Below are 13,084 nucleotides of genomic sequence, written 5' to 3' on the forward strand. Positions count from 1 at the left end.
CCATATATGGCAAAAATTTTTAAGATCACTTTGACGGATTGGAATGGAGCTGTTCGTGGAAAACCGTACCGCAAAATCGCCGTTCAAGAGAACGCGAGTTTGTATGATCTGGCGGCTACTGCGTTGTCTGTGTTTGATTTTGATATGGATCATTCGTTCGGATTTTATGACAACCTGAAAAACTGGGCCCGGTCTGAGGAAGGTTACGAGCTATTTGCCGATATGGGCGAAAAGATGAAGTTCCCGGGTGTGAAGAAAGCTAAAGTTGGTAAGGTGTTCCATACACCCAAACATAAGATGCTGCTGCTATTCGACTATGGCGATGAATGGAGATTCATTGCTCAATATTTGGAGGATGGAGACTTGAGCGGAACGAAGCTCCCTGTTCTCCTGGATTCGAAAGGAAAGGCGCCTGATCAATACGGCGGCTTCTTCGATGAGGATGACGAATGGGAATCATAAATGAAAGGTTCTTCTCTTCATACCGCAATGGTGAATTAATGGGAAGGGACTTAGTTATGCCACCTCCCCAAACAACCTAAGCAGCAATCCCCGCCGAATTGTGGCTCTGCACGTCCACCCCTCGGCTCCATATGGAGTAAAGCAAAAGACACCTTGAGGGCAATGTCATTAAGATAAGCTCAAAGATAAGACTGGGAATAAAAATGGAATCCGAAACGGCATGGGAAAAAGCCCTGTACCGTTTGTTTTTTTTGGTGCAAGCAAGAAAAAAGCGCACAGCAAAACAAGCGGACGGAATATCCGCTTAAAAAAATGTTCATACGAAACGAATTATGCTACTCTGTAGACGAAGCTAACGACTGATTTCCAGCGGATTTTGCGCGTATTCTTCTGCCCTGGGCGAATGGGTCGAATCGGCAAAATGTTCTTGCGAATCAGTGCTTCTACATCGGGCGGGGGTTCATCGTCCCGTGAGCGCAGGAAATGTCTACAAACGTGAACGGCAACCGTGAAGTTGACTTGGTAGGGGTGCCGTTTATCCAATTTGGGAAATGACGACGTGCGAGGTCATCATTTCAGCGAAATTGTACAGGATCATTCTTGCAAAAATCTCTTGGGTGATGGACTCTTGTCTCTTTGCGTGAAAATTCGTCCGGCCGACGGTGTATTTCAATGCCCGGAAAGAGGTTTCAATGCCCCATCACATGTTATAAATGGACTTGATTTCATCGGGTGGGAAATCAGCGGCAGAAAGATTCGTAATGACGGTTTCATAAGCGCCACCCGGCAGGACGAAACGGACAACCCGAAAGGAAATCGGGTAAAACAAGTTCTCGTGCAAATCTAAAAAATCAAAGGTAGACGTGGAAGGGACGAACTTGTACATCTCGGGATGAGCCTTGACCTCTTTGGTTTGTTTTTTGGTGAGTGTCAGATGAACGTCCATATCAAACGCTCCGCCAGAGGGCAGATGCAAGCCCGAAAGAATGCCATTCGAATCCAAATCCTTAACCCGTATGACATAGCTCCACCCTTTGCGTTCCATATGCGCGAAATTGTTGTAACTTTCATAACCCCTATCGGCAGTAACAATGGTTTTGCCTTGAATGGGGGAACGGTCAACCATGGCAGCCAGCGCCCTTCCCTCGTTGCACAACCTCCGTGGCTGAATAATGGCATCCACGTAAAGTCTGTTGCATAAGTCATAGGCTGCATTCAAATGCAGAAGGTTGTAGCCTTTCGTGTTCGGTTGACTTTGGAAATAGGTATCCGTGTCCGCCCGGTCGGTTGCGATATGCAAATCCGACCCGTCAATGGCAAGTAACCGATACCCCCGGTAGTCCTTGATGTCCGTATACGATTGCGTAAATTCGTGAAACAAGAATTCCACAGCAGACGGCAGGATTTTATTCCTCTGCTGGACAAAAGCAGAAGTGGTTGCGGTGTTTACGTCATAGCCCTGCGATTCCAGGAGTTCCTTGTAGAGGCTGTTTCCTCCCATAAAGATCAGGAGTTGCATGACCGTTTCAAAGGGCAGCTTTTTCTTACGGGTAAAATCTTTTTCCGGGTTTTTGACAAAAGGTGCGGGTGCGGCTGACATTTCTCGTATGAGGGATGTCAGCGTTTTTTTTAGCGAGATCGCGTACTCATCCATTGGCGTAACCTCCTCGTTTTTTCAAGGGGCTTCGCCACACATTTCCATCTGCTTGTCAAGTTCTTTTTTTAGTGTAAAAAAAAGAGCGGGCTATCTTTTCGAAAACCTGCTCTTTTTCTTGATTTTTGGCCTTGCGCCTTAACTTAATGATATTGACCTTGAGGGGTGTCTTTTTGTTTTCTGGATTACGGAATTCTCAGAAGCAGTTTGCCGAGTTTGGCTTGCACAGTTTGATTTTTTAGTTTAATTTGTTTAACCAGACAATGGGGGAGATGTGATAAATACGAGTCTCATGTTGAAAATGGGGAATGTTACTCTACCAGCTTTTCAGACTTCAGCAGCATTTCTCGTAAAACGTGAGCGACTTGACTGTTCCTGCCTTTTGCCTTCTTATTTATCCATCGTAACGATTTCTTGTATGTCAGGGTATTATTTTGTTTATAGAACTGCTTGGCTGCAATTCGTAGTGTTCTCCTCAACAATAGAGCTGACGAACGTGTTAACTTAGAGCGGATTCCCCTGCGTAATACACGCAACGTATTTTTGTATTTCTCTAAATCTTCGGATGGTGGTACAAGGGCGAATAAATTCAAAGAGGAGTTATTGAATCCGTAGGTTTTAAACATGATTTTCAGATTTTCAGGATTTAAAATATTTCCTCTCAAGTAGGTTGGATGTTCCTGGTGATATCCGACAACCTCTTCGATGCAATAAAAAGGAATCTTCAATCGATGCAGCCTAAAGCCAAGGTCCCAGTCTTCGAGTCCATAGAGCACAAACTCTTCATTAAAACCTCCAATACGAGTCAAATGGCTGCGACGGATGGATACACAACGAGTGACGAGTAATATCCAAGGAGCTACATCCTTTTTGGCAAATTCCTCTTTAATATTTGGGGGAACCCTTGAGGGTAAAACAACTTTCGACAATGCCTCCGTTTGATGAAGGATATCTTCTGGTGTTATTAGCGGAATAATTTCATTTGCTGCTTCAAAGTCGGCATTCCATAAGCCAGTTTGTGTAAGTGTATTCCGAAAATGTTCTTTTTCCTCAGGAGAAAAGTCGGGGTAATAATGGGTATAAGCATCATCCCACGAGTGAGGTATGCCCGAGAGCACGGCCTTGGGATATTTACGGTGATAGTCGCTTACAATTCTAACGAATTCAGGTAACACTAAAAAGTCAGCATCGCAGAAGATGATATATATCCCTTTCGCATGGTGCAGCCCCAAATTTCTAACGGCAGATCGGCCGCGTTGTTCCTGATGGGATACATAAATAAGAGGATAGGATGCTTGGAAGCCTTCGACCATTTCCTTCGTTCCATCTGTAGAACCGTCATCAGCTACAATCACTTCGAATTGCTGCTTCGGATAGGTCTGTGTTTCAAATGAAGCGAGTGTGAGCAACAGCTGCTGGACTCGATTATAGGTTGGAATAACGATACTGTAACGGATAGCCAGTGTGATCTCCCCCCCACCATTTTTTGAAAGCCCTTGAATATGATAAATAATAACAATATATTCAGTGACTTTAGCCTGGTCTAGTTAAATGCCCTTAAGGTTCGAAATAGACATGTTCTTATTTATGGATCTATTTTGGAGTTGTACGGGAGGAGTCTTCAGGGTGACATCAAAACTAGAACAAGATCTTGAAAAAGGAGGAAGCTTTTAGTCGGATTTCTGGAGGGTTACCGTTTTATAAAAGAGCTCCAGAGATCAGGCGGAGGCCTAACCCTGGTTTAGAAGATACAGCCCGGTATGCTATAATTAATAATAATCATTTAACCGGAGGTGTCTAGGATGCGATGGGATGAAGTTAAAGAGCGGTTTCCTAATGAATGGGTCGTTCTGGAGGCAACCAAAGCTTATTCCAAGGAGGGCCAACGGTTCATTGAAGAGATGGCCGTGATTGACTCCTACGAGGATTCCACCAAGGCATTGAAGCGTTACAGTGAGTTGCACCAGGAAGACCCTCACCGCGAGTATTGTTTTTTTCACACCTCCCGTCCTGAGGTTGTGGCGCGAGAACGATATGTGGGGATCAGAGGGCCGAGATGAACATAGCAGAAATATATGGGCTTCCCTTCGTTAGCATGACAGTTCGTTTAGAGGAAAAGAATTAAAGCTTGTGGTTGGATACTTTGTCCAGAGTAAAACCGGAGATGGTAGAACATTATAAATTAGAGATGGTAAGAATAACGATGTTATCCAAGATCGAAAAGGGACTGGTAGGAATTCTGATCTTAAAAATGATTCATTTATTCATAAAGCCAGCAATATGAACAATATAGTCTGATATTGAATTTGAAAGCAGATTTGCAAGCTTATATAAACGATAAATCATCTACATAAGACTAGCAGAAATAAGCCGTAATTCCCTATAGTGTGAGTTACAGCTGTTTGTGTTGTATATAACCAGAAAGTTGGGATGAGCATAAAATATGCTGTAAAATGATATAATAGTGTCGAATATTATCACAGACTGTAAAGAAAAATATAATTTGCAGGAGGCTGGATATGAAGAATCTTAATATGCTTATCTCTCCGCCTCTCCAGTTTGAGGTGTTAGAACATGATCAAGTAATAGCCAAAGTTAAACTGGATTATATGAACCAAACAGTTGAGGTTTGGCAAGATGATAGTGTGCCACCGGTTTTCTTGCCTTTTCCTGGTAAGCAAAAGGTGCTTGTTAGCGATGTGCTGGACTATTTCGAGTCTAGATGTATACCACGTACTAGGCATCACATCGAAAAAGTGTTGCAAACATTAAAGTTACGCGATTACGTTCCTACCGATATAGTAAAACAAACACATGGTGTGCTCTATGACGATTATGTCTGGATTAGATTTTCAGGTGAGGAGTTGACGTGCGCCGATGTCCATCCCCGTTTTGCAAGTGAACAAGGACTTTCGTCAGACCTTTGTAAGCAGTAGTAAGGGCGACCAGCTGAAGTGGAAAATGGGAAACTTATGGGGTAAAGCTAATAAATTCGGCTATGAAGGTTTGGCGGAATGGGTAGCATTTGAAATGATTAAACGTGATTGAAAATGAAAATAGTAAGTATCTGGGTTGTTATTCCGAAGATTTCCTCCTTCCCGGGGAGAGCCTTATTACTTTGCATCGCCTTCTGGAAAGTTATGGTGTTAAGTTTGATGATGTACTTCGAGATCAGAGCACGCGTGATTCGGTACTATTCATTATAGAATTTCTTCGTAAGATGATAAGTTTAGATACATTGGAGTATTTTTCAATTATGCTGCCGCTAGATGCTTTTCTGTTAAATGAAGACCGACACTTGAACAATATTGCTTTTATTCATGGACCCACGGGATATAGGCTTTGTCCGTATTTCGATCACGGATTGAGTCTTCTATCGGACACTACGGATTATCCATTTAGTATGCCGACAGATGTTGCTTTGCGTAAAGTCAAAGCCAAACCATTTAGCCTCCAATTTTCTAAGCAAGCACGTGCTCTGGAAACATCCCTTCAATTTAATCGATCGTCTGTCCTTCAATTTATAGAACAATATGATGCAGAGCTTGGGAGAGTTTCGCAAATTCTTATATCGCAGATGCGCAAATATAATCATTTATTTATGTGATTACACGACCGGCGATTGCCTGAAATAAGGAATACATTACAAAATATATTATCGTCTTTTAAACAGACAAATAACCGAGTTCATCGAACTAGACACCTACTGGGGTAGAAGGACTAACTGTGGACGAAGATTGATATCTAAGATTCCTTTTTGAATAATGTTAAGATTTTTGTTTATCTATTATTTCATCACCATACTTGCGAATAGAGGACGGCAGTTTTAAAAAATGGAAAAGATGGGGGTGTGTTTTATTATATGGTTCAAAGATGAGATTGAAACTTATGATAATGTAAGGTAAAAGTGGAAAACAGGGCTCAACAAGAGAGGGTAGAAAAAAATTCAGAAAAACCATTAGGGAGTGGTTATCGATGAAATCGTATTTATTTTTGATGGTCGCCATTATCAGTGAGCTCTTCGGAACATCAATGCTTAAGGTGTCTAATGGTTTTACTAGATTGTACCCTAGCCTGTCAACGGTGCTCCTATTCGTGTTGGCGTTCTACATGCTCTCTCTGTCTCTTCAACAAATCCCTTTAGGAAAAGCTTATGCAATTTGGTCAGGAGTAGGGACAATGGCGACAGCAATCATCGGCATTATTGTGTGGAAAGAAACGGTTAGTCTTTCCTATATTATTGGGATACTCCTGATTGTGCTGGGAGTTGTAATACTCAATTTAAAAGGGATCGCTCATTGACGGGGAGTTCCTAAGGTGACTGGAGTAAACTAAAGAACACCTGTAGTGATGTTTTTGAAGAGGATAGAGAAATATTCAATGATTTAAGGGATCGATAAGATGACTATTTTTCTGACAAAAGAAGAAATCGTTGCAGCCCATTATTATATGATGAGGAAAATGGAAGAAGCAGATCAGGCGGGTATCAAAGATCATGCCTTGCTTGACTCTGCTGTACATAGGCCGGGGCAGAGTTTGTTTGGTGAGGATGCCTATCCGTCATTGTTTGATAAGGCGGCCGACTTATTGGAATCCTTGGTTAAAAATCATTGTTTTCATAATGGAAATAAACGGACGGCTTATCTCGCGGGAAAGTCGTTTTTGCTACTGAACGGATATAATTTAAAGATGGAGCGTCTGTATGCTGTCGAGTTTATAGTTGATATTGCAAAAGGTGAATGTTCCTTTGAGCAGATGGCGAGTATTCTTCGTGAGCACTCAATACAAAAGTAATAGTTTGGGTAGAGTTACATCAAGCTGCTACTACACTCGTAGAAGCTTATTTAGCGTTATCTGTGGAAAGGTGTTCAACTCCCCCCAAGAAGAAGGGCATTGGTGACTTACACCGATGCCCTTCTTCTTGTTGACGACTGAACATTGGAAAACAGGTCTTTCGAACGGATAACTATAAAATTACTTGTTGAATTTTGAAGGATATAAAAGGATTTTGTAGAATTTATCCATACTAGAGGAATTCGGGTACAGATTAGGGGGGATTAGGACCGTGGGCATACTTCGTAAATTGCTTGGAATAACAAGTCCAGAAAAAGATAAAATCGTAGTTATACGACAAGAATTTATTCTTGCTATGAGAAAAGTAATACCCACACAAAGGTTATCTGAGTTTGAGGTGGAGATCAAAGAAAGTTTCAGGTTCCTTATGGAGCATATTTCACATATTACAGCCGAGGCTTTAATAAATAACACTCAAATGTCTGTGGAGGATGTTAAGAAGATTACTCACCATTCCTTCTTTGAAAAATTCATAATTTACTATGGTCTAAACAATTATTTTGTTGGATGGGGTTTGGGTTATTCGACAAAGAGTGGAAAAGATAATGTTTATATGAATGAAACTATTTCAGGTTTAAAAGCTTTTGCTGACGAGTTAAGAAGAGAGGCGAATTCTTGCTTTAATTCGGCAATATTTGCGGACATTTTTGTTGCAGCTGCAAAACAAACGCTTATCATAGGTGAAGATATTGGGAAAAACTACCCCAAAATTTCGGCGAAAAATCTTAGATTGCATAAATAGCTCGGGGGATTTATTTGATACCTTGTTTAATTATGAATAATAAGGGTAAAAATGTTGAAGTACATATAAATGGGAAGTTACATAAAAAGACTAATAGTTTCTATGACACTATAATGTGTAATGATGGAGATAAAATTGAAATTCTGGAAAGATCGTTTTTCTCATATATTGTTAGAGCAGAAGGGAAAGTGGGCAATGCTAGTAAAAATGATGAAGGCATGATTGTTTTAAGGTTTTAGCAGTAAACTGCCGATGAACTTCTTGATTTCCGGAATTTTTTCTTATGATAATAAATTATTAATTGCTGAGATTAAACCGGATAAAGTAACTATTTTGCAAACTATGCGATGTAATCTAAGATGTAGGTAGGTATGATCCCAGAGGAAATGATGCACAAAATCTCTGGATTCCATAACAAATCGGAGAAGCGACGCTCAAAGATCTTCAAGTTGAAATAGGGAAGGGATTATCAACCGCTTCCCAACTTTATAGAAGTATAAATGAAGACACCCTTCGGGGTGTCTTTCGTATTATTGGATATTGGATAACTAAAGATTGCTCATCTTGCTTCAAAGTGAAATTATAGGTTTAAAAGCATCATGGGGAGAGCGGGCGGAATTCATTCAGGGATTTTTCTTTCTATTGTTTCATGACCGAATGAAAGGCACGATTATAATATAATCGAATTGCTTATCTTTTTGATACGAAACTTAACATATAGTTAACAGTTTCATGAAAATACTAGAATATATTAACTTATAATAAAATTAAAGGTCAATTCACGTAATATTACTTTACATAAAATAATTTTAATTTAACACAATATTTGGTAATCTATCAGATGTGTATGATATACTATCACGGAAATCACAAAATCATAGGGAGGACTAATACTTTATGGGATGGAAATCCAGATGGAATAAGCCTACTGCTTTTCTGCTGACGACGGCTATGCTCACTGTACAGGTTCTGGGCGGATCTGTTTTGGGCATTTTTGGGGTTGCTGAAAAAGCGTCAGCCGCCGTTGCGCCGACAATCGATCTCCGGCTGATGAGCACGACGGATGTGCATACCAATGTTACCGGCTGGGATTATTTCAAAAATGCCGCCTCGACAACGGTTGGTCTTGACCGGACGGCAACGCTGGTAAAGCAAGCGAGAGGCGAACAAGCCAACAACCTCCTGCTCGACAACGGGGATTTGATTCAGGGAACTCCGCTGGGCACCTACATGGCAAAAGAATCCGATCTGATGACTTCGGCGACTGAGCTTCATCCTATGATCGCAGCCATGAACCTTATGGGATATGATGCGGCAACATTTGGCAATCATGAATTCAACTACGGCCTGGAATTTTTAGATCGTACGATCAATGGCAGCACAAGTAACAAGGAGAATACTGATGCTGATTTTCCATATGTAAATGCAAATATTTATAAAGATGATGGCGACGAAGACCCTGCGAATGACATAAACGCGTTTACACCATATACCATCATCAATAAGACGGTAAAGGACAGCGCCGGCCAGGACCAAACGATTAAAGTCGGCCTGCTCGGTCTTGTAACCCCTCAAATTATGGAGTGGGACAAGGTTAACCTGGAAGGCAAAGTGATTACTAAAGACATCGCTGACACCGCGGCGAAGTACGTTCCGCTGATGAAGGCGGATGGTGCGCAAATCATTATCGCCATGGCGCACACCGGGTTTGACGCAAGCGCCGTTCAAGGTGATTTTTCCGAGAACGACATTAATGCGCTGAGCAAGGTGCCGGGCATCGATGCCATCACGTTCTCTCATACGCACAAGGCATTCCCAACAGGCGATAACGCCAAGCTGGATGCCTCGTTTAAAGATCCTGGAACAGGCCTGCCTTACAACAAAACCGGTACGGTTGTCGACAATGTGTACGGTCACATTAACGGCACCCCGGCGGTTCAAGCCGGCTACGGCGGCGGCTATCTGGGTCTAATCGATCTTAAGATTGTCCAGGACGGCAGTGGGTGGAAGGTCGATAAGGACAATTCCAAGGCTTCGACCCGGTCCATTTCCGGTGCTGTAGGGGATACGGACGTGCTTGCAGCCGTCCAAACCGCCCATAATGCAACCATTGCATACACCGGCCAGAAGCTGGGCGAAACCACGGCTCCGATGAACAGCTATTTTGCGATGGTCCAGGACGACCCGACTGTCCAAATCGTAACGTACGCTCAGAAATGGTATGTCGAGAAGTATATCGCCGATAAACTTCCGGAATACATGGATCTGCCGATTCTGAGCGTGGCCGCTCCTTTCAAAGCGGGACGCAACGCTCCTGACGAATATACAAAAGTCTCAGCGGGCGATCTGACGATCCGCAGTGCTAGCGATTTGTATCTGTATGACAATACGCTCAAAGCGATCAAGGTCAAAGGTTCTGTCGTTAAGGAATGGCTGGAAATGAGCGCGGGGGCCTTTAACCGCATTAAACCGCGCATATCGACTGCGCAGTCACTTCTGAATTCTGAATTTGCCGTTTACAACTTCGATGTAATTGACGGCATCAAGTATAAGATCGATGTGACGAAAGAAGCAAAATACAGTCCAAAAGGCACGCTAATTAACGTGAATACAAGCCGTGTGACGGAAGTGACCTATAATAATGAACCACTCGATCCGAACATGGATTTCATTGTGGTCACGAACAACTACCGCGCGAGCGGCGGCGGCAACTTTCCTGGGGTTAAGGGCTCCGAGATGATTGTAGACTCCCAGGAAGAAAACCGCCAAATTCTCATGGACTACATCAGCACAGCCGGAACGATCAATCCGTCCGCGGATGACAATTGGTCTTTGGTGCCTATCAAAGGCAATATAAATGTCACCTTTACCTCTTCGCCTGATGCGAAGAACGTTTTGCCGGTCAATGGAAGAATTACGGATACCGGTATGCTCGACACTAAAGGTTACGGTATTTACAACCTGAAATTAAAAGAGACTGTACCTGCTCCGACACAAGACGTTGAAGTTCATTTGATCGGAATCAATGATTTCCACGGCCAGCTCGATACGGTTTCCACCGTCAGCAATAAGCCAGTTGGAACGGCAGCGATTCTGGCGACTTATCTGAAGGAAGCTCGAGCCAAGTATGCGAATTCCCTGCTCTTCCATAACGGCGACTCCGTGGGCGCATCCGCACCGGTATCCTCGATGGAACGGGATAAGCCGACACTGGAGTGGATGAACATGATGGGCTTTGATATCGGTTCCCTGGGCAACCATGAATTCGATCAGGGCGTAGAGGCACTGATGGCTCAACTTAGAGGTAAAGTGGATCCCAAAAACAGCAATGTCACCCACGCTGGCGTAGATTTTGATTACGTCAATGCCAATGCTGTGTACAGTGAGACCGGCAAGCCGATTATTGCTCCTTACGTTATCAAGGAAGTGGGCGGCGTGAAAATCGGATTTATTGGTCTTGTCACCAAATCCACGCCAAGCAAGGTTTCTCCTTCCGGGACGGCGGGCGTGAAATTCCTGACACCTCAGGAAGAAGTCGATGCGGTCGAAGGCTACGCCAAGGAACTGCAGGATCAAGATGTGGAAACAATTATCGTGCTGGCGCATGATCCGGCCTCAACCAAGAGTGGTGTGACAACGGGAGAAGCGGCCGATCTGGCTAACGCGCTACCGGCGAACTCTCCGATTGATGTGATCGTTGCCGGTGACAATCACGCGCTGGCCAACGGAGAAGTAAACGGAAAGCTGCTTGTCCAAGCTTACTCCTATGGAACGGCGTTTGAGGACATTAAGCTGGTCATTGACCCTGCAAACGGCGATGTTAAGAGCAAATCCGCTGTGGTCACCACCACTTTCCATGAAAATAAAACGCCTGACGCGGCTACCGTTGCTTTGGTGAACAAATACCTGGCTCTGCATCCGGAGTTGACCCAGCCTGTCGGCACGACGGACGGCTCCGTTACCCGGACGGATGCGTACAACAATGAATCCGCACTCGGCAACCTGATTGCCGATGCGATGCGCAGCGCCGACTTCGGCGATGGCAAAGGCCTGGCGGACTTCGCCTTCATGAATCCGGGCGGTATCCGTGCCGATCTTCCGAGCGGAAATGTTACCTTCGGCGATCTGGCTAAGATCCAGCCGTTCGGCAACACGCTGGTGAAGCTGACGCTGACCGGCGCACAGATCAAGACGCTGCTTCAGCAGCAATGGGGTGTGAAAGCCGACGGAACGGCCGACACCAAAACGCTGCAAATTTCAGGCTTGAAGTACACGGCAAATATGTATCTTCCGGTAGCGGACCGTGTCGCCAGCCTTACGTTCACGGATGGAACGCCGATTAATCCGAATCAAAGTTATACGGCTGTAGTCAATAACTTCATGGCTGCTGGTGGAGATAACTACAAAGTGCTGACAGAAGCCAGTGCTTCCGTACCCGGACCGATTGATCTGGACGTGTTCTACGATTACATCAAGAAGACGTTTAAGGGCGGAGCAATTACAGCGGGCATTGAAGGACGTATTATCAATAATAAGACCGCACCGAATATGCCATACAATCCGGGCCCGGTGGCTACACCAACACCAAGCCCGTCCGCAACGCCTTCGGCTACACCGGCACCAAGCGCAACGCCGGCCCCGACTGCGACACCGGTAGTGGAATTCAAAGATCTGGGCAAGGTGGCCTGGGCTCAATCGGCAATCGAATCCCTGGCAGCCCAAGGTATTATTAAAGGCGTGGGCGGAGATAGCTTCGCACCAACCCAAAATGTATCACGCGCCGAATTTATTACTCTGCTGGTTCGCGCGTTGAATTTGACGGATACCGGTGCAGCCGGTACGTTCAGCGATGTCAAGTCGGGTGTATGGTATACGGATGCCATCTCCATCGCGGTAAATGCCGGCCTCATCAAGGGTTCCGGAAGTGGCAAGTTTGAACCTGGCCGTGAAATCACTCGTGAAGAAATGGCGATTATGGTCGCAAGCGCCCTGAAAACAAAGGGGCAGCTGCAGTCAACCAACAACGCGGCACTGCAGAAGTTTGCCGATAAGGGCAAAATCGCCTCCTACGCACAGGAATCTGTCGCGCAGTTGACCAACCTTGGGATTATTAACGGAGTTGATGCTGACCAATTCGAACCGAAGGGCATAACCAATCGTGCCCAAGCTGCGGTTATCATCTCCCGCATGCTGGATCTGGCGTCCTGATTCTCCGCAATCGTACAAAAGCATCGGCCTTTTCAGGTCGGTGCTTTTTTCTTATGCTGCGGAGATTCGAAGGCGAAATTGGTGTAACAAAAGAACCCGAAGACCTTTATTGTTCTTTCAGCGGAATCGTGCTATATTCAATTTTGTAGCTGCATAAATACAAG

The 13,084-nt window shown here is 44.3% G+C and carries 11 protein-coding genes and 1 pseudogene; 9 read left to right on the forward strand and 3 right to left on the reverse strand.

What is annotated here, in order from left to right; all coding sequences use genetic code 11:
• The first annotated feature begins 6 nt into the window (after window positions 1-6).
• Entirely contained in the window at window positions 7-462 is a 456-nt protein-coding gene (locus PaeBR_RS00990; protein ID WP_410513084.1) for an IS1096 element passenger TnpR family protein, read from the forward strand.
• Window positions 463-792: 330 nt separating this feature from the next.
• Here the strand turns inward: PaeBR_RS00990 and PaeBR_RS00995 are convergent, their stop codons facing one another.
• The 3 genes and pseudogenes from PaeBR_RS00995 to PaeBR_RS01005 form a co-directional block, all read right to left on the reverse strand.
• Window positions 793-1,005 carry a hypothetical protein gene (locus PaeBR_RS00995; RefSeq protein ID WP_410513085.1) on the reverse strand — a complete coding sequence of 71 codons (213 nt, stop codon included), beginning with the start codon at window positions 1,003-1,005 and terminating at the stop codon, window positions 793-795.
• Window positions 998-2,116, reverse strand: a pseudogene (locus tag PaeBR_RS01000) (IS4 family transposase). Before PaeBR_RS01000 ends, PaeBR_RS00995 begins: the two are co-directional and overlap by 8 nt.
• Before the next feature lie 311 nt (window positions 2,117-2,427).
• Window positions 2,428-3,579 (reverse strand): glycosyltransferase family 2 protein, encoded by a 1,152-nt coding sequence (locus PaeBR_RS01005; protein WP_410515033.1) that lies wholly within the window; start codon window positions 3,577-3,579, stop codon window positions 2,428-2,430.
• A 339-nt stretch (window positions 3,580-3,918) separates the two neighbouring features.
• On the opposite strand from PaeBR_RS01005, the gene PaeBR_RS01010 reads away from it, so the two are divergent.
• The 8 genes from PaeBR_RS01010 to PaeBR_RS01045 all read left to right on the forward strand — a co-directional run bounded on the left by PaeBR_RS01010 (window position 3,919) and on the right by PaeBR_RS01045 (window position 12,920).
• Window positions 3,919-4,176 (forward strand): hypothetical protein, encoded by a 258-nt coding sequence (locus PaeBR_RS01010; protein WP_410513086.1) that lies wholly within the window; start codon window positions 3,919-3,921, stop codon window positions 4,174-4,176.
• Between the two features lie 459 nt (window positions 4,177-4,635).
• On the forward strand, window positions 4,636-5,052 hold the full coding sequence (locus tag PaeBR_RS01015; protein ID WP_410513087.1) for a hypothetical protein: 417 nt from the start codon (window positions 4,636-4,638) through the stop codon (window positions 5,050-5,052).
• Between the two features lie 104 nt (window positions 5,053-5,156).
• Window positions 5,157-5,723, forward strand: a complete 567-nt coding sequence (locus PaeBR_RS01020) for a hypothetical protein (protein WP_410513088.1) — start codon at window positions 5,157-5,159, stop codon at window positions 5,721-5,723.
• 368 nt (window positions 5,724-6,091) lie between these two features.
• Window positions 6,092-6,418, forward strand: coding sequence for a DMT family transporter (locus PaeBR_RS01025; protein ID WP_410513089.1), 327 nt, complete (start codon window positions 6,092-6,094; stop codon window positions 6,416-6,418).
• Between the two features lie 99 nt (window positions 6,419-6,517).
• A complete protein-coding gene (locus PaeBR_RS01030) occupies window positions 6,518-6,910 on the forward strand; it encodes a type II toxin-antitoxin system death-on-curing family toxin (RefSeq protein ID WP_410513090.1) in 393 nt (130 codons plus the stop codon).
• A 271-nt stretch (window positions 6,911-7,181) separates the two neighbouring features.
• Window positions 7,182-7,712: a hypothetical protein gene (locus tag PaeBR_RS01035; protein ID WP_410513091.1), complete on the forward strand. Its 531-nt coding sequence runs from the start codon at window positions 7,182-7,184 to the stop codon at window positions 7,710-7,712.
• A 32-nt stretch (window positions 7,713-7,744) separates the two neighbouring features.
• Entirely contained in the window at window positions 7,745-7,951 is a 207-nt protein-coding gene (locus PaeBR_RS01040) for a hypothetical protein (protein WP_410513092.1), read from the forward strand.
• A gap of 658 nt (window positions 7,952-8,609) precedes the next feature.
• Window positions 8,610-12,920 carry a bifunctional 2',3'-cyclic-nucleotide 2'-phosphodiesterase/3'-nucleotidase gene (locus PaeBR_RS01045; RefSeq protein ID WP_410513093.1) on the forward strand — a complete coding sequence of 1,437 codons (4,311 nt, stop codon included), beginning with the start codon at window positions 8,610-8,612 and terminating at the stop codon, window positions 12,918-12,920.
• The last annotated feature ends 164 nt before the right edge of the window (window positions 12,921-13,084 follow it).

Source organism: Paenibacillus sp. BR2-3 (genome assembly GCF_046529485.1).
Lineage (GTDB): Bacteria > Bacillota > Bacilli > Paenibacillales > Paenibacillaceae > Paenibacillus_AQ.

What these genes read in the sequence shown, in the direction of transcription:
- PaeBR_RS01040 (WP_410513092.1), top strand. Translation starts at nt 7,745, where the DNA reads ATGAATAATAAGGGTAAAAATGTTGAAGTACATATAAATGGGAAGTTA.
- PaeBR_RS00990 (WP_410513084.1), top strand. Translation starts at nt 7, where the DNA reads ATGGCAAAAATTTTTAAGATCACTTTGACGGATTGGAATGGAGCTGTT.
- PaeBR_RS01045 (WP_410513093.1), top strand. Translation starts at nt 8,610, where the DNA reads ATGGGATGGAAATCCAGATGGAATAAGCCTACTGCTTTTCTGCTGACG.
- PaeBR_RS01030 (WP_410513090.1), top strand. Translation starts at nt 6,518, where the DNA reads ATGACTATTTTTCTGACAAAAGAAGAAATCGTTGCAGCCCATTATTAT.
- PaeBR_RS01015 (WP_410513087.1), top strand. Translation starts at nt 4,636, where the DNA reads ATGAAGAATCTTAATATGCTTATCTCTCCGCCTCTCCAGTTTGAGGTG.
- PaeBR_RS01010 (WP_410513086.1), top strand. Translation starts at nt 3,919, where the DNA reads ATGCGATGGGATGAAGTTAAAGAGCGGTTTCCTAATGAATGGGTCGTT.
- PaeBR_RS01025 (WP_410513089.1), top strand. Translation starts at nt 6,092, where the DNA reads ATGAAATCGTATTTATTTTTGATGGTCGCCATTATCAGTGAGCTCTTC.